Below are 23,982 nucleotides of genomic sequence, written 5' to 3' on the forward strand. Positions count from 1 at the left end.
TACGGCTCATGGCTCGCAGCTGAAAACCGGCAGCTCCGGGCTCATGGCCAGAGGGTCTGAAGATTAAGAGCAAGTCTTTGGCGAATGGTCTAGCCGGTATGCGGCAATCTGCCCCATTCGGCCTCTGCAAATAGAAGGTGGCTCATGTCGATGACGGTCTGCAAGGTAAAATAACGGGAAAGAGTATCTGCTGAAAACCTTCACGATGAACCACCAGCCACGAATCATGGACTTGGAGGCTATGTGCCATATGCCAGGTTCTCAAAGCGGGTATAGGAATTGATGAAGGCCAGCTTGACCTCGCCCGTGGGGCCGTTTCGCTGTTTGCCGATGAGGATTTCGGCCACACCCTTGTCTGCGGTGTTCGGATTGTAGACCTCATCGCGGTAGATGAAGGCAATGAGGTCCGCATCCTGTTCTATTGCCCCCGAATTATGGCTCACGATGCCATCTGCGAGCCAGGATGCCGGGCCGGGCACGGTCAGGTCGAACACTTCCTCTTCACCATCGGGCTCGACGGCGACAACGTAATCCCAGAAAAGATCGGATTGTGCAAGGGTCTTGAGACGGTCGCTTCCAAGCAAGTCGGCATATTCAGCCATGACAGTCCGGGAAGGTGCAAAGCGGAAGTGCGAGCTGCCTCCGTAAGAGGTTCTGCGAAGTGCGGCCATGGCCCTTTGCGAGATACCGCGTACCCCCATGGCCGCCTTGACCTCGGCAAACACTTCATGCGGCAGGGTATCTACGTTTGGGTTTGGATGTGTCGTCTCAAGGGTTCTGCGTAACTGTTCGGCCGGCTCACAGCGAGGCCCAAACGCCCCGATGCGCTCAAGAAAACGCATCTGCTGCTCGGCGCCCGAGACGTCGACCGTATAGGTCGGACGGCACCTTGGGTGTGGTACCATGCGGATGCGCGCCACGATCTCGAAACGCAGCAGCAGGCTCGCCACATCGCCCGCAAGGCGTTCGCTCGACGTGCTGAAATAAACACGTGCAGATCCCTTTGTTCCGGCCGGGCGTGTCGAAATACAGCCATCCGTCGCCCAGAGATGTTGCAGGAATAACGAGATCTGCCCGTTGCCGAGTCGGAATAGCGTTTGCGGCAGTTGCTTTTCATGTGACCGCTGGCCATAGATTCCGAGCTCCCGCAGCCAGAGGTTTACACCCGCCGGATGCCAGCGATTGCCGTTGCCGCTGATCACGAGTTGATGCCAGTTACCGCGTCCGGCATGCCTGGTGACCCGTACATCGAAAGCCATAGTCGCTGATTCCATTACGGCTCGGCTATTCTCTTCGGATGCGGTCGTATAACGTAACGGCTGGTGACTGACGTAGCTACCGTCTCCAATCAGATGTGCGAGGAGGATGATTTCCGCTTCCCGCCACTTGAGGGGCTTCGCAGGTTCGGGAATACTCCGGGCAAGTGCCACACGGTCACCTGTCTGGAGGTCACCGACTTTCGTCCATCCACTCCCGGCAAGGATTCGATGCCGGGCTGTTGCACGCAGTGTACGCCCACTTGCAAGCGAGACACGAAACACCGGCTTCATCCCGACAGACCAGACCCGATCACTCCGGGCAAGACTGATCCGCTGATCGTCGGACACTGCGAGCACCGCCGGCTCCGTCCCGACAAGTTCTTGAATCGCCACTCGACGGCCATCTTCGAGCAACACCAGCGTGTCGCCTGTAACACACTCCCTCAGGTCGCTCAGCATCGGGCGCTTGTTGCTCCGCTCTTCCACCTTTCGATTGAGCTGCGAGAGGGCGATCACGGGTATATTGAGCTCTTTGGCCAACCCTTTCAAAGATCGGGAAATATCGGAAATTTCCTGTTCACGGCGCTCCGAACTCTCCTTGCCCCGCATGAGCTGCAGGTAGTCCACGATCACCATTCCCAGGCCCCTGTCGGCTTTCATTCTCCGTGCCTTGGCGCGCAGTTCGAGGGTGGAAATGGCAGGGGTGTCATCGATGTAAATGGGGGTTTCCATGAAAGCGCCTGCCGCGGAGAGCATCTTGGCACATTCCTGCTGACTGAGAAATCCCGTGCGGATTTTATGGGAATCCACACGGGCTTCGGCGCAAAGGAGTCGCATCGCCAACTGCTCCTTGCTCATCTCAAGGGAGAAGACCCCCACGGGAATCCCACTCTGCAAAGCGGCGTTGCGGGCGAGGTTCAGAGCGAAAGCGGTATTGTGGACACAGATGTCATTGGCGACAAAGTTGTGCGTTTGAGGGATCGTCAGGTCATAGACCTGCTTGCTTCCGACTGCCTCGATGGAAACGATCTCATCCCAGTATACCTCACTGTTCGCCAGGTTCTGGAGCAGGGCATCTTTCAGCGCAGTCGCCAGCATCGACAGCCTTTGCCGTGATAATGCGCGGGCGCCCGCATGGATGTTGGTGTGCCCTTTGATACCAGCTCGCCTTGCCAGCGATGCCCATGATTCATCGCCCTTTGCCTCTGCCAGCCACTGCCACACCTCTACCGGAATAAGATCACAATTGGTCTGATAACGCCTCCCGGCAAGAGCATCCAGTACGGCGGATGTCGAATCCTCTTTGCCTAAGATTCCGATTTCATCGATAAAGGCTGTAATGGACTCAGCATCGGTTATATCAAGCTGCCAGGCGCAACGGCGTCTATCCCCGTATTTGACGGAGCGCCTTTTCAGCGCAGCGATGATTCCGAATCGCAGCAGAAGATGCTGCACCTGGCGGGCAAGCTTCTCGCTCGTAGTGCAATAGCCCAACTGTGACTGACCATCGGCAAGGACCGTCGCCCATCCGTCGGTTGCAAAAAGCCTGTTCAAGAACAGGGCTATCTGTTGACGGGTGAGCCGAAAAACGACACCTGGAACAGTCTTGTTTTGCGCATTCTTTCCCCACAGCCCCAATTCCTTGAGGCGGAGCACAAGGGGATTTTGAGCATTCTTGCTGATTGCGGCAAGCCCATGGGGAGCAAGTTCTTTCGGTTTGACCTGCAAGACTGTGCATAGGCGGTCAAATGTCTCCTGCTCGGGCACACAATTCCCATGAGTCCAAAGAGAAACCGAGGACGGACTTACATTAAGAACCTCGGCCACTTGCCTGGATGATTGCATATTGGAATCAATGCAGGCCCGTAGGTGACCACCGAAAGCGCTCCGATGGGTAACGATAAAGTCAGGATCACTGCCAATACGAAACGAAGGTGTACGGGTACCTCGTGAATCCGTCATCCTGCTCCGGATTCCGCCGTACTCGGCTACAGCCTCTAAAAAATCCTGCTGCAATACCGGATTGGAATTGGTAAATTCCGGCGAACACTTCGTTAAACAGCCATCACCTATCAGGTACGCCAGCAATTTCACTTCACACTCACGAAGGGTCTCCGTCCCGAAGACATCTATCTTGCGTGGAACAGCAACCCTATCCCCCGGTTTTAGTTCCGAAAGCCTTTGCCACCCGCTGATCGTCAGGAAAGGATGCGTTATTGTGCTCTCTACAACTCTTCCCAACCGGGTAGTAACCCGGTAAACCGGTTTGATACCGTCGTCGACAAAAGCCGATGCCCGGGTGATTTCAAACTTCCAATCTTTGTTCAAAGTCAGGAGTTCAGCATGCTTCTGTCGATAAGTCTCTTCAATAGTAGCCAAACTACCATCCGCCAGAACGATTTCCGAATCGAAAGCAAGGCATTTCCCCATACTGGGGCGGGCGGCAATAATGATCAGATCGGAAGGTTGAAAACCGGCGGTGAGCTTGTCAAGATCCGTGAAGTGACTCGGAACCCCCGTGACCATGTCCCGATATTCCTGAAATCGTTCGATGGCCTCGATGCTCTTTTTTACGATATCCTTGAGGGAAGCGTAATTGTTGCGGATGCGGTTCTCGGTAATGGCAAAGATGGCCGCTTCCGCATGGTCGAGGATTTCCTCGACATTTTTGCCGCCGCCATAGCAGAGGGAGCTGATCTGATTGGCGGCCTGGATCAGGCGGCGCAGCAGCGCCTTTTCATTGATAATCCTGGCGTAGACACCCACGTTGCTCGCGGAAGGGACCGTCTCCACGAGAGACGCGAGGTAAGGGGCCCCTCCCACAGAGTCGAGCTGTTGTTTCTCTGCAAGCAAAGAGACGACCGTGACCAGGTCGATGGGTTCGTTGCGCTCGAAAAGCTCCTGAATGGCCTGAAAAATGATCCGGTGCGTATCCCGATAGAACTCATCGCCACTCAGAATCTCCAAGGCAGACGACAGCCCTTCGTTATCAATTAAAATTCCCCCTAAAAGAGACTGCTCTGCTTCAATCTGCTGAGGGGGAATTTTTTTGAGCTCTTCGGTAATACTGTCCACCGTGTTATTCTTCCTTCTCGACCACCACGCTCACATGAGCCGTCACATCGGCATCGATGCGCACGGGAACCGAGAATTCTCCCAATTGCTTGATGGGCTGATCCAGCTGAACGCTTTTGCGGGAGAGATCGAAACCCTTTTCTTCCAGAATGGAGATAAGATCAACGGCACTCACCGAACCGTAGAGCTTGTCTTCTTCAACCACTTTACGCTGAAGCACGATTTTGACCTGATTCAGCTTCTCGGCCAGGGAAAGCATCTCCTGGCGAACCTGTTCGCGCTTCTTGGCCAGCATACGCTTCTGATGTTCCAGTTCGCGCACGTTCCTGCCCGTGGCTTCCAGCGCCAATCCTTTCGGATACAGGTAGTTGCGGGCATATCCGGGGGCGACATTCACCACCTGTCCGATTTGACCCAGCGACAAGATATTTTCTGTCAGAATCACTTTCATGACCGTCTCCTTAAATATACTCGATTCAAACTATTCAGTAACCCTTCCCTTCATAGGATCGGGAAGGATGAGGAAAACTTTCGAACGCCGGAGCGACAGCACCCTCAGGGGGTAGATGAAGGCTTTCGGGCGAACCTTCGAAAATCGATCCATACATCGATGAACCCCAAAAAGATCGCTCCAAGCGTTGCAGACATCTGTAATAAAAAAAAGCCATAGAGTATGGCCCGCAGCACCCGCGGCAGCTTCCATCGCTCAAAATAAAAAGCGGCGACGGCAAGCCCCTGAAAAAGATAAATGGTCCCAAGGACCACGAGCACATTCATCGCCGGCGTACGGAGGAACTCAAAGGGCAGAAGAAGCGCAAATCCGCCGGCGATAACCCCCCAGACCAGGATTTCCGGAGCTTTCCACAGGGTCCATTTTCCCCACGAAGGCAAAGGCATTTGATGGAGACTGCAGTAACGCATGACCACCAATACATTCAGCCAGGACACAATGAGAATGCTGGAAAAAGCCGCTCCGGGCATAAGCCTTACCGCCGTGGGCACAAACTCCAAAAGCGATTGTTCCAGCAGGCTTTTTTCTGGAGAAGGGGCACCATACTGCTGAAAAACGGCAGAAATGGTTTGCTCGAGGGACTTCTCCATATGCAGGACCAACCCTCCCTCGATTCCCGTCGAGATCAGCCCCGCGGCTATGGCTCCCAGGGAGAAGAGGAACAGGCTGGAGCTTCCGATCGTCTTTTCAACGGTCCAATGCTCCCTCATCCCAAGGCCCAACAAAAATCCCAGCCCCAGCAGCCCCAAAAAAAAGGGGATGGTCGGAACCATGCCCAGATAGCTCAACAGAAGGGAACCAGCCGCCGCAGCGCCCCCCGGAACCCAATACCCCAGGGGACTTCCCCATCGGTAATAGAACAGCAGGGTGGGCAGGGGAGTGAAAATGCCGAAAAAAGCTCCACCCAGGGGAATCATCAGCATGGACATGAAGAAGAGAAGCGTTGCCACAAGACCCAGGGCAAGCTCTCTTCCCACTAGAGGATTTCGCCAGGGCGCCGGTTTTTTATCACTAAGGCCCATAAGACTCTATCGAGAGAGGGGGCACATACCCCTTGCCCCTCTATTTTAGACGGTATGAATTGTCGTGTAGGGCAACAGAGCGATCTGCCGCGCCCGCTTAACGGCCAATGTCATTTTCCGCTGATGTTTTGCACAGTTGCCGGAAATTCTGCGAGGAACGATCTTCCCCCGCTCTGTGACGAAATAACGCAGGGTCTTGGCATCTTTGTAATCTATCTTCAGTTCGGCATCCACACAAAAGCGACATACCTTACGCCGATGGAATGTACGTCGTTTACGTCGAAAGGCCATGATATCTCTCCCTTTTATATTCTAGAAATTTCCAAGAGAATTCAGCGCTCGGATGCGCCGGGACTCTCTATTCTTCCTCATCCTCGATTTCTTCGTCCCCTTCAAACCCTTCACCGAGCCCTTCTTCATCATCAAGAATGCCCGGGCCGGAGCTTTCGACATCCTCTTCTTCACCAAAGGGGGGAGGGGTCACAGCTTCGCGAGGTTCCGCCTTTTCCGGATCGAAGCGATCTTCCAACTTCACGGTAATGAATTTGAGAACCCTCTCATCCAAACGCATGTTGCGTTCGAGCTCCGCAACCAGCTCAGGACCGCCTGCATATTCCATGAGAACATAAAGGCCTCTCGAACGCCTCTTTACAGGGTAGGCCAACTTTTTCTTACCCCACGGAACATAGCTCAAAACCATTCCGCCGGACGATCCGACGATATTCTTGAGCTTATCGTCCACTACGGCGGTTACCTCATCCGGCAAATCCGGATCCATGATAAAAAACGTTTCGTACTTTCTCATCTAAATCATCCTCCTTGTGGATATGAAGCCCCTTCCGACCCACGGATTGGAGCAAGGAGCTTGCTTCATGTGAACTTCGTCTGCTAACATATTCAATCAATTAGCGTCAAGGAGTTTTTTGCCGTTCACACGACCGGAACGATCCACACCGGTGTGATGAGAATCAGGCGGGATTGATCCGCGGATTGAGAAATCTTTTATTTTCATCATGGATTTTCATTGGGCATCCGCTTTTTCAGGGGTCACGAATTCAATCATCAACTCGTTTTCCTTTGCCCACCCCAACTGCTGCCGAACCAGCCTTTCCTGGGCCTGGGGGTCTTTCTTGAAGCTCTGGATTTTATTGAACAGTTTGTGATTTTTCCTCTTCAGTTCGGCAATCTTTTTCTCAAGTTCGGCAACTTGAGCAGTCTGCTGCCGATATCCCAGAATCCCTTGAGACGAAAAGAAGATTCCATAGAGAAGCAGCACGTTCAAGGCGACAAAAAGAATCACAAGGAAACGCACCACGTGAAGCCCGTTGGACAAAGTACCCGGTTTTCCCTTTTTTGAGGGGTCGAATCTATTGGCAAAAGAGTTTTTTGAATTCATATCGAAACAACCTACCCCCGGGATCTCTCTGGAATTTCCACTGAAGGAAAAAGCCTGGGGTCCGTATGGGGCAAAAAGAGGGCCCCGCGAAATTCATTCATAAGCTCCATATTTACGTTGAGCTCTATGTAGGTGATCCGGTCACATACATTTTCCAACTCGTTAAGCAGGGATCGATCGAGGAGCACCATGGCTGCGCCCCGACCCGCCGTATTTCCAAGTCCACGGTACGTCTCCAGCGGCAGATCCGGGATCATTCCAATGCGAATGGCCATGGCCGGATCGATGTAGTTCCCGAAAGTTCCCGCCATGTAAAACCTTTTGATATCTTTGAAGCTCAGCCCCACCTTGTTCAGGATCACCGTGAGAATCGTATACATGGCGGCTTTGGATTTGAGGAAAATCCCCACATCTATCTCCGTGATGAGAAGATCTCGAGAATCGGCCGTTTCCTCACCGGTTGCCAGCACATAAGCCGGACCATCGGGGGTCTTCAGGATGCGGGGGGATTCGATGCTGGTATCGATTTTCCCCTGTATGGTGAGAATCCCCACCCTGAACATCTCCGCTACGGCATCGATGACCCCCGAGCCACAGATTCCCACAGGTTTCTCGTCTCCCAGGACATGGTAAGAAGGTTCAAGAGAAAGGGGATCGATCCTCACCCGGTCGATGGCTCCCGGAGCTGCCATCATCCCCCGCTCCATGACACCGCCTTCCAGAGCCGGCCCTGCCGCCCCCGCACAGGCGATCAACCAGTCCCGGTTGCCCAGGACCACTTCGGCATTGGTTCCCACATCCACAAGAAGGCTCAATTCCTCGGAACGATGAAAACCGGCGGCCAGAATCCCTGCGACGAGGTCCCCCCCGAAATAAGATCCAACGTTCGGAAAAACATAGATCAACCCTTCCGGATGCATGGAAAGTCCCAGTTCGCGGGCATGTACGAAGGGGAATCGGTTCACGGCGGGAATGTATGGTTCCCGGCAAATATGGGTCGGGTCGAGACCCAGGAAAAAATGGCTCATGGTCGTATTGCCCGCCACCGCCATGGCAAAGACCTGTTCGGCATGGAACCCGTTTTGTTCCAGCATTTCGTGCATGGTATGGTTGAAGCTGTCGAGGAGCAACTTTTGGAGCGTCTGCCGGTTTTTTTCGTCCCGTGCAAAAAGGATGCGTGTGAGAATGTCCTCCCCATGAGGAATCTGAGGATTTGGAATAGATTTTTGTGCAATAATTTCCCGCCAGGTCAGATCCAGCAGGTAAAAGGCCAGGCTGGAGGTTCCCAAATCCACGGCAAAGGCCAAAATGGGCTCTTCGTAAGAGAGGGGGAAAACATCGAGCAATTCCCAATGACAGGAGGCATATCCCACAACCGCGGCAACATTGAACCGGGCGTTTCGAATCTCCCGCACCAGGTGATCGATTCTCAGAGGGCTGACATGAATGGGGGTGACCCCTTCCTGTTTCAAGGCGCGAACCAGGCGGTCAAGATCGCCTGCGTTGTCATTCAAGTGAGGCGGAGCCAATTCCAGCCGAAGAGTTTCCACCAGGGGAATGGGTTGCAGCCAGGAAGGCAAAGAAGACGGCATGCGTTCCTCGTTTCTTTTCGGTTCAGATCAGACTATAGCCTTTAGACCATAGCTTTGTAAGGTAATAAGCTTCATTTTCAGGGCAGTGCGTTGAACTCCTTGCAGGAACGCAGAGCTTTACGCCCTTCAAGAATATCCGTTCACGCCCGCCAAGTGAAAGACGGGGGAAAACATTTTTTGCTTCCGGCAACCCGTCCAGGCCTGAATCGATGTCAAATAATTCAGCAGGGATTGAAATATAAGTTAGCTAATAGATTGAGAAAAGAAAAGTCTTTTTTGGCATTGCGAGAGGATGCCTCTCACCTTGCAACATATTATTTTTTCTAACATTTTAAGCTTGACACACTTCATGCTTTTTCGTAATGTCTCCGAGGCGGGGAAAAAGAAGGCTTCGTTTCCCTGCCGCAAGCACTGACTTCATTCTTCGCTGAGAGACTCCGAACGAGGAAAGGCCTTCCGTTCCACGGCCTCCCTTTTCGTCACGGCTTTTCGATACTCCTGGCGGCTTGATGTTTTAGCGCTGACACAGCGGCTTCTCATTCGATGTGGCAACCAACGCTGAAGAGCAAGATCCGTTAAACCTGTATGACTCAATGATCGTCCTAGGAATCACGACTTAATCGATGGAACGGGGAAGACATATGGAAGAAGACATCCAGATCAAAGAATTAGTGGAAGTGATTGCTCGAGCCCTGGCAGAATATCCTGAAGAAGTTATAGTGAAAGAAATATCCGGCCAGCAAATTTCCGTGATAGAATTGAGAGCGGCCAAGGCGGATTTAGGAAAAATCATCGGAAAGGAAGGCCGTAATGCCCACGCATTGCGGACCCTCGTCAATGCGGCCGCGACAAAGCTCCGGAAGCGGGCCGTTCTTGAAATCCTCGAGTAGGTAAATCGAGGTAAGTTAAGGAAGAATACCTGCCTGGAGTCATATACGCTCAAGTGAGGAAACTCTTTTCCCTCGGTGCGTTCTCGAGGGGGCGCTGTTTCGCGCCCTTCCTGCGTCTATGCAACCTTCATTGGAAGGCTGGATTCACCCCTTGATAGGTAAGCGAAAATTCATGAATGCAACTGAAGCCCCCATGGATGCCGAGAGATCACAGCGCAGCGACCTTCCCGCATGTTTCGGAGATGCGGATGTGGTGTGCCCGAGAGATGAAGACGGCATCATGCAGCCTCGAGTAGATTGCCTCCGGTGTGAAGCGCTCAAGCCCTGTTTGCAGCACGCATTGCGCAAGCAGGGTTTGATCCAGGATCCTCCCCCGCCATCCCCTCTGGTTTCCAAAGCGTCATCTTTTCTCAAACGGTGGTCCGAGAAGAAACTGGCTCAAAAAAGCAGCAGGGAAGAGTGATGCTCTCGTTGTGTTGGCCCGCAAAATGGCGAGTATTCCATAAAGGCGCCGGTCATGGTCGCTTCTTCGCCTTCTGACCTTCCCATGCCAAAGTCCTTAAAGAAAAAAGCTGCACAGCGGCCGCCTTCCCCATCGGAACCCCGCCGCCTGGTCATTCTCCACCAGGGCGCACTTGGAGATTTCCTGTTGGCCTATCCCGTTTTGGAAGGCCTCTGCCACTGCCAACCCGACGTTTACATGGACTTCTGGTCCAAAAAGGAGCATGTGGAACTCATTGGGTCGAGACCCTGGGTTCACGCCGTCCATTCCTGCCACGGACCGGAACTCGTCCCCTTCCATCACGAAGAACTGTGGCAGGACGCCCGCATCCCCCCTTTCCTGCAAGATGCCCACACGATCTTTATTTTCGGGCAGGAGAGCAACCGTATTTTGGCGGAGAGATTGTCACACCGTCTGACTTTTCCGGTTCAATGGATACAATCGTTTCCCCAAGCTCCGGAGGCCAGGTCCGTATCGCAATTCCTGAAAGACCAATTGGTATGCAGGGGGTGGCAGGTAGAAGATATGAGGGCGCGAATAGACCCGTCGGCCGACGAACGGTCGGCTGCCTTGGAGTTCCTGGCATCCCTCGGATGGAAACCCCGCCAAAAACCGATCATCATTCATCCGGGCAGTGGAGGGAAGAAAAAGATATGGCCCCTTCGCAACTGGTGGTCTCTACTGGAATGGCTTCGAAAAAAGTACGACGGCCCCATCCTTCTGTCTCTCGGCCCCGCAGACGACTATCTCATGGATTTCGCAAAGGCGGCTCAAGCCTTTGGAATCCACCTGTTGAAGGATCTTTCCCTTCCCCGTCTCAGCGCCTTTCTGGCAGAATCCCGATTCTATGCGGGGAACGATTCCGGAGTGAGCCACCTGGCCGCCGCCACAGGAATTCCTTGCGTGGTCCTGTTCGGCCCTACCGACCCGGCAGTCTGGGCGCCCCAGGGCCCTCACGTCCATGTCATTCGCAGCCACTGGGAAGAGGCGGAAAACCTGGCATGGCCCTCTCCCCCCGCCCCGCTGGAACCCTCTCTGAAAAACTTATTCCAGAAACTGATGGTTTGAGGCAATCAGCCTCCGAACGTTTTATTGGGCTGATGAAGACCCATAGGAATAAAACAAATTCAATGCATTGAAATCTAACCAAAACATATCGGGCACACCATTCGAAATTTTCTGCCGGCATTTGCCCGTCGATGTTTTCCTTTACCTTGAATCCCATCAGCTGAGAACGAACCCCACATTCCCGAAGGCAAATCGCTCCCCGAATTCCGCTGCGAGCCGGGCAATGGGGCGCTGCCCCGTGCAGTGGCTGGTGGCGAGGAGTCCGACATTGTATTGTTTCAGAGCCCGTATGGTCTCTTCCAACTGCGATTCCGCGGAAAAGCCCAAGTGCGTGCCTCCCAGTATGGCATAAACCCGGTCATCTCCCGTTTGCGAGACGGCATGTTCCAAAATGTTGATCAACCCCGCATGAGCACACCCCAGCAGGATCACCAAACCCTGGGGCGTTTTGAGCACCAGGGAATAGTCGTCCAGAAAGGCATCGGGAACCCATTCTTCATTCTTGCGAACGAGAAACTTGGGATCTCCCGTTTCGAACGCCGTTTTCCTGGGGACCTCTCCCGTGATGAAGATGTTTTTCGCGATTTCAGTGAAACCCCTGTGATACACAAACCGGGCGCCCCGCGTGGTCAGGTAGGCATCCGGCCATGGAACACCTATGGAAACAGGCTTTTCTTCCCGCCCCATTTGAATCAATCGGAACCTTTCCATCAATACATCCGGATGCGCCACGATATCGCAGGGGCCGTGCACACCGAGAAAGGCCAGCAATCCGCCCGTATGATCAAAATGGCCATGGCTCAATACCACCTGCGTTACCCGCTCCAGATCCTTCTTGAGTCTTAGGGCATTGGGAATCAAGCTGAATCCCTGGCCCGTGTCGAAGAGAATGTTGCCGTCCGGGGTTTCGATGTAGGCGGAAAAACCATGTTCTCCCAACAACCCCGGAGTGGTTACGGTATTTTCACAAAGTACGGTAATCTTCCAATCCACGATTCCAGCTCCAAAATAACTTGATATTGTCAGATTTCATCTGAACCACGAAGACACGGAGAACACAGAGATTTCATTGAGAGGTCTTTCTCCGTGCCCTCCGTGTCTCCGTGGTGAATAACGGGACATTGAAATCTGCCCATTCCCTTAAGACCTATCCTCGGCAGCAGCCCCCTTCAGCCCCCCTCGAGGGGGACTGAAGGGGGTGTTCCAAAATCCATGGAAAGTTTCCGGATAGGCCCTTAAAACAGAGACGCTCAGGAACGCAGTTTTCTGCGCAGCAATTTACCTGTGGGGGTACGCGGTAACGCATCAACATATTCAAAGATTCTTGGCAGCTTGTAAATGGCAATGTGTTCTTTCAGGAAAGTCTTGAGCTCTTCCGACAAGGCATCGCTGCCTTCATGGCCGGGCTTGAGGACGATAACGGCCTTGGTTACCTGCCCCTTGTCGGGATCGGGAACGCCCACGACACCCACATCCGCTACCGCGGGATGCCTGGCAAGAGCCTCCTCCACTTCCGCAGGACCGATGCGATAACCGGAGCTCTTGATCATGTCGTCTTCACGAGATACGAAGAAGATATTTCCATCCTCATTCATGTAGACGGCATCCCCCATCTGATTCCAGCCGTTGACCACCCCTTTTTTCTGAGACTTGAGGAGCCGCTCTCCATCCACATAAGGTTTCCAGTAAAGGGTCCCCGACGGCCCCTTGAGAATCATACTGCCGACTTCTCCAGGCTTGCAGTCTTTGCCTTCGGCGTCGATGACCCGGACCTGGACACCGGGCAGCGCCTTGCCAATGGAATTGGGAACCGGTTCGGGATTCATGGTATTGGACGTGACCAGGTGGAGCATCTCCGTTCCTCCCAGCCCCTCCCAAATGGGTTTTCCCGTAAGCTTTCGCCACCCTTCCAGGGTTTCCGCCCCCAGAGCGTCCCCCCCTGAAGTATAGAGACGAACCGAGCTGATATCGAAATCCTTGAAGGCCGGGAATTTCATCAGAGCCCGGTAGCCGGTGGGCAGACCGGTCATCAGGTTTATTTTGTGTTTGGGGATGAGTTCCATCATGTCCGGAGGGGAAAACTTGGGGATGAGAGAGATGGCCGCCCCGCCCTCAAAAGGCAGAAGGGTAAAGGTTCCGAAACCCGCTGCGAATGAAACGGGGGCAGCGCCTCCCAAAACATCGCCCGGCTTCATTTTGTAAACATACTTATTCACCAGTTTCGCTTCGATAATGGAGGGCCGCACAAAATGCACACAACCCTTGGGCATGCCCGTGGTTCCCGAGGTATACAGGATGATTCCGATATCCTCCGCATCCAGCATGACCGCATCCAAGGCCGGCGCGCCCTTTTCCAGCATCTCCTCGAATACGAGATTGCCGGCGGCCTTGACCTCTTCGGGCACGCCCCCGATCACCACGACCCGGGTTCCGAACTCGAAGTTGGCTTTAGCCGTCTCCACGGGAGCCATGAGGGGAGCGTTGACGACGAAATATTTCATTTCCGCATTGTTGGCCACAAAGGCAATTTCCTCAGCAGACCACAGAGGAGAAGTAGGAACCGGAATGGCCCCGATTTTCTCTATGGCAAAGATGGTGATGACCGCCTGAGGAGAATTCACCAGACGAATGCCAACCCGATCCTGCACATCCACACCTGCATCCCTGAGGGCATTGCCGAATTTATTCACCATCGTCTGCAATTGCGCATAAGTAAAGGTCTTGTCCATGAACTTGATGGCGATATTGTCACCCCTGCCTTCCCGGATGTGCCGGTCCAGCAGATAGTCGGCCAGATTCAGTTTCATGGGAGTATCAGCAAATTCGTCGGGGACCACATAATCCGGCCAGAGTTCTTTGGGTGGCAAATAGCTTTCAGGGATCTTACTCATCTTCATGCCCTCCTTGCATCTTAAAAGCCTTTGGAATGTTTAAACGCTCAAGGTGCTCGACCTCGGAATGATTGCCCCGGACTCGATTCTACGGGACATCGGCTTTGCCTTGGAACGCGGTACAACCATAAACAGTAAAGCATGAAACAGGGGTTACCGGCTGCTGCGGGATGAGAGAAAAACATCTGTCGGGAGTTTTTCTTGGAGTTACACACCGGCAAGAATGCGGAAGGGCCTCACCGAAAAAAGATAAATGCAGCTATAGAACGCATCGAAGAATGAAGAATGCTCAGAAACAGAAGGCAGTATTCGCAGTGAGATCAACGGCCACAGACAACCTTGCACGTGCTTGCCATGATGCTTTCCCGTCTCAACTGAAGCTTCAGCAAAACCGCAGAAACGAAACGCACAGACAGGAAGAATTCGAGCTGAAGGGTCAGCGGACTTCCCGCTTCGGCGTCTCTATCCAGGACTCTACGGCAATCGACACATCGCTTCAAGGGGCCATAAGGTTTGTAGCGACAACTTCCATGCCGCTCTTTTTCAAGTCGGCGACGATGGGCTCCAGATCACATTTTTTCAACCGAACGGAATACACGTTTTCCTGGCCTTCCGTTTTTGGCAGATGGTAGACGCTGATGAGTTCAGCATCGTGGCGTCCAATCACCTGGGCGATTTCCAGCAGTGCAGTCTGAGGAGAGGAGGCTTTCACATCCAGCCGCGAAGAATAGGCCAGCATGCCCATGATGGTTATGAAAGCCGAGAGGATATCCACAACGGTGATAATCCCCACAAGCTTCCCATCATCGAGCACCGGCAGTCCGCCAATGCGCCTCTCCAGGATGACATGAGCTGCATCTTCAAGAGACATATCGGGATCCGCCGTGTAGGGTTTCCGAATCATCACATCTTCCAGAGTCAACTCCTCCAGCATGGAGGCAATCAAGACCCCTCGCAAATCCGCGTCTGTCACCCACCCGATCAGACTCTTGTCGGAATCCACTACCGGAAGATGACGAATGGAACCCTTTTTCATCAGAGCCAAGGCCTGCTGAATGGAAGCGCCCTTGTTGATGGTCACCACTTTCGTAGTCATCCAATGGCGTACGATCACTTGAATAATCCTCATTTTGAGTGAGAAGGGATGGCAGACGACACGCCCCACAATAAATTAGCTAGTAATTGCGGGAACTTCGATATGATTCTTTTGCAAGCTAAGCTATAATCGAGAAAAATGCAAGAAAAAATTCCAAGGGGAAAAGAGTGATTTGAGGGATGAAATGCTTATAATCCATTAATATTAAAAAGATTTCTTATGTTAAATAACAAAAAAAAGAGTTTGCTGTCAGCATACAAAATTTCTTTTTGTTGACTGTCCACCAAGCAAATGATAATCAATTAAGCAGGTGGTTATACTAGCAATGGCGGCCTCTCATTTCACAAACTGACTTTTAATTTCAGAGCTTGACGGAGGTGGATCATGGCTGTTCGGGTACTTATTGAGAGAAACATCGATTTGGGTCAGGAACCAAAACTTCATCAGTTGTTGACGCAGTTGCGCGCCAAGGCAATGGAAGTGAAAGGCTACATTTCAGGAGAGACGCTTCGGGCTTTGGACGATCCTAAAAGGTTTCTCGTTATCAGCACATGGAACAGCATCGAGGAATGGAAGGCGTGGCAGAACAATCCCGAACGCAAGAAACTCCAGGAGGAAGTGAACAAGCTTCTGCGGACCCCGGAAACAACCACTGTATTCACCAATATCTAATTCTACACTCAACGGTTTCAACAAATTCCATTAAAATTTGAATCCCATTATGATATCTCTCTGGCAGGGATGGTTCGTTCCCTGCCGGAAGAAATATTCTTGCCTGCTATTCCATGCTGCGCTGCACCCGGTAAACCCCCTTTTCGCCCCGCAGCACAGACAAGACCCTTTGAAGATGCTGTGTGTCTTTCACTTCGATCCTAAATCGGCACACATTGGAATCACTTCCCTGGGAATCGATGTGCAGATCCAGGACTTTGACATCCAGTGAACCCAAAATCCCGTTGAGTGTGGCGAGCATCCCCTTGTCCCCCGAGTAGACCACCTTGATGTCCACAGGATAAACTTTCCCACCTCCGGAATCCCACTGAACATCGATTTTTCTTTCCAGGTCCCCGCGAACCAGGTTCTTGCACGAAGCCCGATGTACCGTGATGCCGCGTCCCCGTGTGATGTACCCCACGATGGGTTCTCCCGGCAGAGGGTTACAACAGCGCGCCATTCGAATCATCACCTTATCCACCCCACGGACTTTGATGCCGTCATCGTGTGCCGCGGGTTTGCGTTTTTCAAAGGTAATGGCTTCTTCTTTTTCAGCTTCCTGTTCCTGTAAAACCGACGGCAGCCTGCCGATCATCTGGATAGGGGAAATTTTATGGTATCCCACACTGGCCAGAAGGTCATTCACGCTTTTGAGGGAAAAGGCTTTGGCCACCTCCAGGAGCTCCGGAGAATTGATATAGTTGTTGAAATTGAGTCCCTTCTTGCGGAATTCCCGTTCACAGATTTCCCGCCCCAGCGCCACGGAACGCTCACGCTCTTCCGCCTTGATCCAGTGTCGAATGCGGTGAAGCGCCTTGGACGTCTTAACAAACTTGAGCCAGTCTTTACTCGGATGGTGGTTGGGCGCAGTGAGCACTTCAACGGTATCCCCATTCTGAAGTTCATAACGCAACGGCACGATCTTTCCGTTGACCCTGGCCCCTACGCAGCGGTGCCCCACCTCTGAATGCACATCGTAGGCAAAATCCACGGGAGTGGCTCCACGCGGGAAGGACTTGACCTCCCTGCGGGGAGTAAACACGTAGACTTCGTCAGGATAGAGCTCGGCTTTTTCTTCCAGGAACAGAGTCCTGGGGTCCCGCCAATCCTGATTCCATTCGAGCAATTCCCGCAGCCAGGAAAAACGCTGCGTCTCGTGCTCGGCCACCTTCTCCTCCGAGTTCCCCCGCTGCTTGTACATCCAGTGGGCGGCGATCCCCTCGTTGGCAACACGGTCCATCTCTTCCGTACGGATCTGAACTTCCATCTTTTCCCCGTAAGGACCAATGACCGTCGTGTGAAGGGATTGATACATGTTGGACTTGGGCTTGACGATATAGTCCTTAAACCGCCCCGCAACAGGCTCCCACAGGGTATGCACCAGCCCCAGAGCTTCATAGCAGGACTTGACGGAATCCAGGATGATCCGGAAGGCAATGAGATCATGAACTCGCTGCAGGTCCAGATTCTGCCGCTTCATCTTGAGGTAGATGCTGTAGAGATGTTTCGACCTTCCGCTCACGCGGCCCTTGAGATCGTGCGCTTCCAACTCGGCTGTAAGAATACCCTTTACTTCTTCGATATACCGTTTGCGATCCTCCTCGGTTTTGGCCAGCCCCTGGAAGATCTCGCGGTATTCCTCCGGTTCCAGGCATTTGAAGGCTAAATTCTCGAGTTCCAGTTTGATCCAGTCGATGCCCAAACGGGCTGCAAGGGGAGAATAGATATCGAGGGTTTCCCGGGCCAAATTCTGTTGAGCCTTGGAACAGCGATGCAGGAAGCTTCGCATATCGTGAAGGCGGTCCGCGAGCTTGACCAAAACCACGCGCACATCCGGCGAAAGGGCCAGAATCATTTTCCGCATGTATTCGGCCTGCTGCTCTTTTCTGCTGCTGAAATCGAGACGGGTCACCTTGGCGACTCCCTCGACAATGCGAGCAACACCCGCCCCGAAATCCTCGGTTATCTCATCGAGTCCGATCAAACCCTCTTCGAAAGCGTCATGAAGAAGCCCCGAAACAATGCTCTCTTCATCCAATCGCATCTGAGCCAATATGCCGGCTACAGCCAATGGATGGTCGAGATAGGGCTCCCCCGCCAGACGAGCCCGCCCGTGGTAGACCCTTGCGGCGAAGACATAAGCCTTCTCCAGGAGCAAAATATCCGCCTTGGGATAATACTCCAGTACCCTATCGACAATCTCAAAGAATCTCACAGTCTTTTTCCAACCACCTAATCCTGGATCTTTTCTCCGGTGATTTTTTCCACTTCGTTCAGCAATCGTGTGATCAGTTCCGATTCGGGGATTTTCTCGACGCGTTCTCCCTTTTTGAAGAGAATCCCCTGCCCCCTGCCCCCCGCAATTCCCACATCGGCTTCCCTGGCTTCTCCCGGTCCATTCACCACACATCCCATGATAGCCACTTTCAGGGGAGTCTTCACTTTTCTGAGCATCCGTTCGGCTTTCTCAACCAGAGGGATCAGTTCGATCTCCGTACGTCCGCAGGTGGGGCAGCTGATCAGTTCCACACCGCGATCGCGAAGCTTCAACGCTCTGAGGATGCTGTAGGCGACGGGGATCTCCTCTTCCGGGTCCCGGGTGATGGAAACACGGAGCGTGTCCCCGATTCCTTCAAAGAGCAGAATCCCTATTCCGAGGGCCGACTTCACCGCACCATCCACGAGAGTCCCCGCTTCCGTAACTCCCAAGTGCAAGGGATAATTCACTTTTTCAGCCAGAAGCCGGTAAGATGCAATGGTATTCAGTACATCGGAAGACTTCAGCGAAACTTTAATGAGATCGAAATCATGATCCTCCAGAAGGCGGATGTGGCGCAGAGCGCTCTCCACCATGGCCTCCGGAGTCGGATGCCCGTATCGGGCCAGGAGGTCCTTTTCAAGGGACCCGCTGTTGACTCCAATGCGAATGGGCACCTGACGTTCCTTCGCTGCTTCCGCCACCTTGGCCACCTTATCCGCACCACCGATATTTCCAGGATTGAGCCGCAGGCCGTCCACTCCGGCCGCGAGCGCACCCAGCGCCAGTCGGTGATCGAAATGAATATCGGCAACGAGGGGGATTCCAATCTCTTTCTTGATGCGAGGAAGCTGTTCCACGGCCACTTCATCCAGGACGGCAACCCGAACCATTTCGCATCCGGCATCTTCGAGACGTCGAATTTGTGCTACGGTAGCCCGTCCATCACGGGTGTCCGTGTTGGTCATGGATTGAACGACAACAGGCGCTCCTCCTCCTATGGGAACAGAACCGACATGAATTTGGCGTGTGACATGTTTTCGCTGCAATGACTTCAAGAGCACCTCCTTTAAAGGATCCGACGAACGGTCCAGGATCCACCGATCTTTTTCCAAGAATTTCCGGGACTGGCTAATCGATACCCATCCCCAAACCTCCCTCACCCCCTTCAGAAGAGGGAAAGGTTGGAAAGACTCCAATCTGTTGGAGGAAAGGTTTTGTAACTCTGGAATTTTAAGGGGCCGGCATGTATTTGCCAAGGTCTATTCCATCAACAGCCTTTCGCATCAAAGCATTCTATAGTATTTTGCAAGACTGAAGGTAGTATCGAGACCACGCAAATGACAATTATTTTTCAACTTCTCATCCCAAAAGTGCCCGAATATGAAAAAGTTAAAGATCCTTTTCTGTGCGCCTGAAGTCTCACCTTACGCCAAAACGGGGGGATTGGCCGACGTCACAGGCGCTCTCCCCGCATCTTTGCAGAACTTGGGGTGTGATGTCCGCATATTCATGCCCCTTCACCGATGTGCCCGGGATAAAGTCCAGGATTTGAAGCTCGTGGTGGAAGGCACTCCCATTCCCGTGGGAATTCATGATTATCACGTCCAGCTATGGGAGTCCCGGACCTCCACGGGAATACCACTTTATCTATTGGAAAAAGATGAATTTTTTGACAGAAGTTATCTCTACGGGACACCCAACAGGGGAGACTACGAAGACAACGCGGAACGCTTCATCACTTTCTGCCGTTCGGTTCACTCCCTTTGTTCCCAGCTGAGTTGGTTTCCCGAAATTTTCCACCTTCACGATTGGCAAACGGCCCTGATTGCAACCTATCATTTTTACCACTGGAGATACGATCCCAACTTCATGCACACCGGGACGGTCTTCACCATCCACAATCTGGCCTATCACGGGCTTTTCCCGGGCAACCACTTCAACCTGACACATCTTCCACAGGATGTCTTTTCGCCCGATGGGATGGAATTCTGGGGGAACTGCAATTTCCTCAAGGCAGGCCTCGTTTACAGCGATTTTCTCACCACCGTGAGTCCCACTTACAGTAAGGAAATCCAGCAACCCCGCTTCGGCCATGGTCTGGAGGGAGTCCTGCAGCTTCGCCGGGACCGCTTGGCAGGCATCCTGAACGGCATTGATACCAATCTCTGGGACCCCAGGACCGACGCCCTGATTTCGAAGCAATACGATATTGGGGACCTTTCGGGCAAACGCATCTGCAAGGAGCAACTCCTCTCTCAGCTCGGCTTTCCCAAAGAAAACTGCGGAAAGCCCCTTCTCGGAATGGTCGGCCGGTTGGCCATACAAAAGGGCTTCGATATTCTGCTGAAAAGCATCGAAGCCATGATGGACCTTCCCATATCCCTGATCATCCTGGGGACGGGAGAACCGGAAATCGAGCGGCAACTCAAACTGGTCGAGAATCTGCACCCGGAGAAGGTGAAGATTATTTTCCAGTTTGATGAAGTATTGGCGCACCAGATTGAAGCCGGAGCGGATATTTTCCTGATGCCTTCCCGCTATGAACCCTGCGGACTCAATCAGATGTATAGCCTGCGATACGGAACCATACCCGTGGTGCATGCCACGGGAGGACTGGAAGATTCGGTGGTGGATGTCCTGAAGGATAGCGAAAACGGAACGGGTTTCAAGTTTTATGAATACAAATCGGAAGCTTTCATGGAGGCGCTCCATTCAGCGCTTGAAATGTTTCAGAACGCGCTCCAATGGACAAAGCTTCAGCGAAGGGCCATGACTCAGGACTTTTCCTGGGACCGTTCCGCCCAGGAGTATTTGAAGCTCTATGAAAGGATTCACCAAGAAAAGATTTAAGCGTCGGCTCAGAGGTTTTGCAATATCTTGGAGATGCCCGTTCATGCTGAGCGAAGCATGTCCTGAGCTTGTAGAAAGGCTTGAAACGGGCTTTTCGCCCCTCGACAAGCCCAAGGACAATGGATGGAGTGTCATGGATTCGGATACGGTGAGGGCTCCACGTTCAGGCGATCGCCATCTCTTTATCCCTCCCCAGCATCTTGTAGACCATGACCTTGACGAAGTCATTCACCACAAACCAGACCAGGCAATACCCCCATATCAACAAAGCATATTTCCATCCTATGGGTTCGATCAACCATCCGTAAACCGCGAAAAGAGTCGCTGCGATTTTAGTGAGGAGGGCCGCCCAGAAAAGCATCGCTGAAGGATAGGGTTTCTGCCAGAATCTTTTTTCGGTGCGCGTCACAAAGATGGTCAGATGCCCTGCTACAGCCAGCTTCAGGAATATAAAGCTTTGGACGGTACCGGTTGAAAGATGCATATATTCTTCAGCGACATAAAAAAGCCCAAAGCTTGCGATGATACCCAGGACACCAAGGACCGTCGCCATTCCGATCACTTCTTCCATGTTCCACCTTACGGGCCTGTCATCGACCTTGGTATTATCGTAGGCAATAGCAAGTATCGGGATATCATTGAGAAAAGCCAGTATAATGATCATGATTGCAGTAACGGGATAGAAATTGAAAAGTGTGATGGCTGCAGTCATGAACAAAATGATACGAATGGTTTCACTCACCCGGTAGATGCTGTAACTCTTCATTCTTTCGAAGGTGACACGAGCCCCCTTGATGGCATCCACAATGACCGAAAGTCCTGGTGCCAGCAAAACGACATCAGCAGAAGCCCTCGCTGCATCCGTTGCACCTGAAACAGCAATCCCCGCGTCAGCTTTTTTCAGAGCGGGAGCATCATTGACGCCATCACCCGTCATGCCGACAATGTGATCGGCCTTTTGAAGCTTATCGACAATCAAATATTTATCTTCTGGAAATACCTGTGCAAAACCGTCGGCATTTTCAATGAGATCGATGATCTCCGATTCGTGTCGCTTCACGTACCCCTTGGGCAATTCTATGTTGTCGAGCTGTTTCTCGATTTCCTTAACGACGCTTTTGGCCAGTTTCTCCACGTCTCTTTCAGTCTCGTTGGGAGCAAGCCGGGTATAGAGTGCTCTGGTTATGATTTCCCCCAGCAACACCAGTTCCTTATTGCTGGCTCCCTTCAAGTCCCTGGCATCCAGCAGATTTTCCCCGATTTTCAGAACATTCGCGATCTGCTTTGCGATGGCAAGATTGTCGCCCGTAACCATCTTCACATTGAGCCCCAGTTTCTTTGCCTGCTCGATGGTATCCGCAGAGTCTTCCCTCGGGGGATCAAAAAGGGGCAACAGCCCTATAAACTCGTACTTCGTATCTTCAGAACGCCTTACTGCGACTCCAAGCGTTCTGAACCCTCCTTCAGCCAACTCTTCGACTTTTTTTAATATATCCTCCTGCCCAGCCTCTTCCCCGCATAGTTCCAGAATGACCTGAGTCGCCCCCTTCGTGACCCGGAATTTCTCCTCCCCTCTCGTGACGGTTCCCTCCGTTCTTTTGCCAACCGGATCAAAAGGCATGAACTTCATGTGCCGATAAGCCTTCAACTCATCCAGCCATCCCTTTTCCTTTATAAATTCAAAGATGGGTATTTCTATGGGGTCGGCATTTTCTTCCCTGGAAGCAAGAGCCGCAAAGACCATCAGTTCTTGCACTGTGTAATCATTGAAGGGAAGCGGATCCGAGATGGTCATTTTGTTCTGAGTCAGAGTTCCCGTTTTGTCGGAACAGAGCACATCGACCCCTGCAAGTTCCTCTATGGAAACCAGGCGGCTTACGATCGCCTGCTTTTTCGCCAGATTCATGGCCCCTACAGCCATGGTCACCGATAAGACTGCAGGCAAAGCCACGGGAATTGCCGCCACAGTCAAGATCAGTGTGAATCTCATGATCTCCATCATATTTTCATGTCTGAACAGAGCGGTGACGATGATCACCATTGCCAGAAAAACAGTTAAAACAATAAGGTAGTTACCTATAGCCATCACGGCCTTCTGGAAGTGACTCGTCTCCTCTTTTTCAGCTTTAGCAACAAGTGATACGGTTTTTCCAAAAAACGTATTGGACGCCGTATTGACAACGACCGCCACCATTTCCCCCTGTTTCACTACAGAATTGGAGTAGGCGATCTCTCCCACTTTCTTGGTGACGGGGAGAGACTCTCCGGTGAGGACCGACTGATCGGATTGAATGTAATCCCCATCTATGAGCTTCACATCGGCGGGCACGATCTCACCTATTCGTATCTTGATGATATCTCCCGGCACGAGCTCTCTTGCGTCGAGGATCCTGAACGCTCCATCCCGCAAGACCATGGCATTCTTGGCCAGTTTTTTCTTGAGGACCTTCAGGGCATTCAACGCTTTGGACTCCTGCCAGAGGTCTATGAAGGCATTGGTGAAGAGCAAGACCAAAATGATGACCATGTCCGCCCACTTCTGAACCAGCGCTGAAAGCAGTCCTGCCGTCTCGATCATCCAGGGGATGGGTCCCCAGAACCGCCTGAAAATCCGATGCAATGTGGATTCTTCTTTTTCAGGGATTTCATTGAAACCGTATTGAGAAAGGCGCCGTTTGCTTTCTTCCTGGGAAAGTCCTTCCTTGCCGTCACTTTCCAGTTCCTTGAGTGTCTCCTCGACAGAAAGCTTGAGATAATCATCGGTGGGTCTGGCCATGATTCGCTCCTTTCCTCTATTCTCTGTTTAAAGTTCTTTCTTCATAAAAAAAGATGAAGACTCAGGAGAACCGATCTTCT

Annotated in this window: 18 protein-coding genes; 5 read left to right on the forward strand and 13 right to left on the reverse strand. The window is 52.4% G+C overall.

Annotated elements, in window-relative coordinates; all coding sequences use genetic code 11:
• Positions 1-239: 239 nt before the first annotated feature.
• The 7 genes from dnaB to QMG16_RS12175 all read right to left on the reverse strand — a co-directional run bounded on the left by dnaB (position 240) and on the right by QMG16_RS12175 (position 8,855).
• Positions 240-4,334, reverse strand: a complete 4,095-nt coding sequence (dnaB, locus tag QMG16_RS12145; protein WP_281794528.1) for a replicative DNA helicase — start codon at positions 4,332-4,334, stop codon at positions 240-242.
• Between the two features lie 4 nt (positions 4,335-4,338).
• Positions 4,339-4,785 (reverse strand): 50S ribosomal protein L9, encoded by a 447-nt coding sequence (rplI, locus tag QMG16_RS12150; protein WP_281794529.1) that lies wholly within the window; start codon positions 4,783-4,785, stop codon positions 4,339-4,341.
• A 104-nt stretch (positions 4,786-4,889) separates the two neighbouring features.
• Positions 4,890-5,867: a YybS family protein gene (locus tag QMG16_RS12155; protein WP_281794530.1), complete on the reverse strand. Its 978-nt coding sequence runs from the start codon at positions 5,865-5,867 to the stop codon at positions 4,890-4,892.
• Positions 5,868-5,912: 45 nt separating this feature from the next.
• Positions 5,913-6,158, reverse strand: a complete 246-nt coding sequence (gene rpsR, locus QMG16_RS12160; RefSeq protein ID WP_281794531.1) for a 30S ribosomal protein S18 — start codon at positions 6,156-6,158, stop codon at positions 5,913-5,915.
• A 67-nt stretch (positions 6,159-6,225) separates the two neighbouring features.
• Complete coding sequence (gene rpsF / locus QMG16_RS12165; protein WP_281794533.1) at positions 6,226-6,672, reverse strand: 30S ribosomal protein S6; 447 nt, start codon at positions 6,670-6,672, stop codon at positions 6,226-6,228.
• A 216-nt stretch (positions 6,673-6,888) separates the two neighbouring features.
• On the reverse strand, positions 6,889-7,263 hold the full coding sequence (locus QMG16_RS12170) for an FtsB family cell division protein (RefSeq protein WP_281794535.1): 375 nt from the start codon (positions 7,261-7,263) through the stop codon (positions 6,889-6,891).
• An 11-nt stretch (positions 7,264-7,274) separates the two neighbouring features.
• Positions 7,275-8,855: an ASKHA domain-containing protein gene (locus QMG16_RS12175; protein ID WP_281794536.1), complete on the reverse strand. Its 1,581-nt coding sequence runs from the start codon at positions 8,853-8,855 to the stop codon at positions 7,275-7,277.
• A 641-nt stretch (positions 8,856-9,496) separates the two neighbouring features.
• Between QMG16_RS12175 and QMG16_RS12180 the strand changes: the two genes are divergently transcribed.
• The 3 genes from QMG16_RS12180 to QMG16_RS12190 all read left to right on the forward strand — a co-directional run bounded on the left by QMG16_RS12180 (position 9,497) and on the right by QMG16_RS12190 (position 11,315).
• Entirely contained in the window at positions 9,497-9,745 is a 249-nt protein-coding gene (locus QMG16_RS12180; RefSeq protein ID WP_281794538.1) for a KH domain-containing protein, read from the forward strand.
• 172 nt (positions 9,746-9,917) lie between these two features.
• Complete coding sequence (locus tag QMG16_RS12185) at positions 9,918-10,208, forward strand: hypothetical protein (protein WP_281794540.1); 291 nt, start codon at positions 9,918-9,920, stop codon at positions 10,206-10,208.
• A gap of 54 nt (positions 10,209-10,262) precedes the next feature.
• Positions 10,263-11,315, forward strand: coding sequence for a glycosyltransferase family 9 protein (locus tag QMG16_RS12190; RefSeq protein ID WP_281794542.1), 1,053 nt, complete (start codon positions 10,263-10,265; stop codon positions 11,313-11,315).
• A gap of 156 nt (positions 11,316-11,471) precedes the next feature.
• On the opposite strand, the gene QMG16_RS12195 is transcribed toward QMG16_RS12190, so the two are convergent.
• From QMG16_RS12195 to QMG16_RS12205, 3 genes are all read right to left on the reverse strand, one after another.
• Entirely contained in the window at positions 11,472-12,308 is an 837-nt protein-coding gene (locus QMG16_RS12195) for an MBL fold metallo-hydrolase (protein WP_281794544.1), read from the reverse strand.
• 257 nt (positions 12,309-12,565) lie between these two features.
• Positions 12,566-14,206: an acetate--CoA ligase gene (locus QMG16_RS12200; protein ID WP_281794546.1), complete on the reverse strand. Its 1,641-nt coding sequence runs from the start codon at positions 14,204-14,206 to the stop codon at positions 12,566-12,568.
• Positions 14,207-14,702: 496 nt separating this feature from the next.
• Positions 14,703-15,320, reverse strand: coding sequence for a CBS and ACT domain-containing protein (locus QMG16_RS12205; protein WP_281794547.1), 618 nt, complete (start codon positions 15,318-15,320; stop codon positions 14,703-14,705).
• Positions 15,321-15,686: 366 nt separating this feature from the next.
• Between QMG16_RS12205 and QMG16_RS12210 the strand changes: the two genes are divergently transcribed.
• Positions 15,687-15,974, forward strand: coding sequence for an antibiotic biosynthesis monooxygenase family protein (locus QMG16_RS12210; RefSeq protein WP_281794549.1), 288 nt, complete (start codon positions 15,687-15,689; stop codon positions 15,972-15,974).
• A gap of 106 nt (positions 15,975-16,080) precedes the next feature.
• On the opposite strand, the gene QMG16_RS12215 is transcribed toward QMG16_RS12210, so the two are convergent.
• Both QMG16_RS12215 and ispG read right to left on the reverse strand, forming a co-directional pair.
• Positions 16,081-18,231: a RelA/SpoT family protein gene (locus QMG16_RS12215; protein ID WP_281794551.1), complete on the reverse strand. Its 2,151-nt coding sequence runs from the start codon at positions 18,229-18,231 to the stop codon at positions 16,081-16,083.
• Positions 18,232-18,248: 17 nt separating this feature from the next.
• A complete protein-coding gene (gene ispG, locus QMG16_RS12220) occupies positions 18,249-19,331 on the reverse strand; it encodes a flavodoxin-dependent (E)-4-hydroxy-3-methylbut-2-enyl-diphosphate synthase (RefSeq protein ID WP_281794553.1) in 1,083 nt (360 codons plus the stop codon).
• A 325-nt stretch (positions 19,332-19,656) separates the two neighbouring features.
• Between ispG and glgA the strand changes: the two genes are divergently transcribed.
• Entirely contained in the window at positions 19,657-21,126 is a 1,470-nt protein-coding gene (gene glgA, locus QMG16_RS12225; protein ID WP_281794555.1) for a glycogen synthase GlgA, read from the forward strand.
• Between the two features lie 163 nt (positions 21,127-21,289).
• Here glgA and QMG16_RS12230 read toward each other — a convergent pair whose 3' ends face one another.
• On the reverse strand, positions 21,290-23,902 hold the full coding sequence (locus tag QMG16_RS12230; RefSeq protein WP_281794557.1) for a plasma-membrane proton-efflux P-type ATPase: 2,613 nt from the start codon (positions 23,900-23,902) through the stop codon (positions 21,290-21,292).
• Positions 23,903-23,982 lie beyond the last annotated feature (80 nt).

This window comes from Desulforhabdus amnigena (genome assembly GCF_027925305.1).
Classification (GTDB): Bacteria; Desulfobacterota; Syntrophobacteria; order Syntrophobacterales; family Syntrophobacteraceae; genus Desulforhabdus; species Desulforhabdus amnigena.

Excerpts from the sequence above, each read along its gene's own strand:
- QMG16_RS12210 (WP_281794549.1), top strand. The coding sequence starts at position 15,687 with ATGGCTGTTCGGGTACTTATTGAGAGAAACATCGATTTGGGTCAGGAA.
- rpsR (WP_281794531.1), bottom strand. The coding sequence starts at position 6,158 with ATGGCCTTTCGACGTAAACGACGTACATTCCATCGGCGTAAGGTATGT.
- rplI (WP_281794529.1), bottom strand. The coding sequence starts at position 4,785 with ATGAAAGTGATTCTGACAGAAAATATCTTGTCGCTGGGTCAAATCGGA.
- QMG16_RS12190 (WP_281794542.1), top strand. The coding sequence starts at position 10,263 with ATGGTCGCTTCTTCGCCTTCTGACCTTCCCATGCCAAAGTCCTTAAAG.
- QMG16_RS12200 (WP_281794546.1), bottom strand. The coding sequence starts at position 14,206 with ATGAGTAAGATCCCTGAAAGCTATTTGCCACCCAAAGAACTCTGGCCG.
- QMG16_RS12185 (WP_281794540.1), top strand. The coding sequence starts at position 9,918 with ATGAATGCAACTGAAGCCCCCATGGATGCCGAGAGATCACAGCGCAGC.
- QMG16_RS12175 (WP_281794536.1), bottom strand. The coding sequence starts at position 8,855 with ATGCCGTCTTCTTTGCCTTCCTGGCTGCAACCCATTCCCCTGGTGGAA.
- glgA (WP_281794555.1), top strand. The coding sequence starts at position 19,657 with ATGAAAAAGTTAAAGATCCTTTTCTGTGCGCCTGAAGTCTCACCTTAC.
- QMG16_RS12180 (WP_281794538.1), top strand. The coding sequence starts at position 9,497 with ATGGAAGAAGACATCCAGATCAAAGAATTAGTGGAAGTGATTGCTCGA.
- QMG16_RS12170 (WP_281794535.1), bottom strand. The coding sequence starts at position 7,263 with ATGAATTCAAAAAACTCTTTTGCCAATAGATTCGACCCCTCAAAAAAG.
- QMG16_RS12155 (WP_281794530.1), bottom strand. The coding sequence starts at position 5,867 with ATGGGCCTTAGTGATAAAAAACCGGCGCCCTGGCGAAATCCTCTAGTG.
- rpsF (WP_281794533.1), bottom strand. The coding sequence starts at position 6,672 with ATGAGAAAGTACGAAACGTTTTTTATCATGGATCCGGATTTGCCGGAT.
- QMG16_RS12230 (WP_281794557.1), bottom strand. The coding sequence starts at position 23,902 with ATGGCCAGACCCACCGATGATTATCTCAAGCTTTCTGTCGAGGAGACA.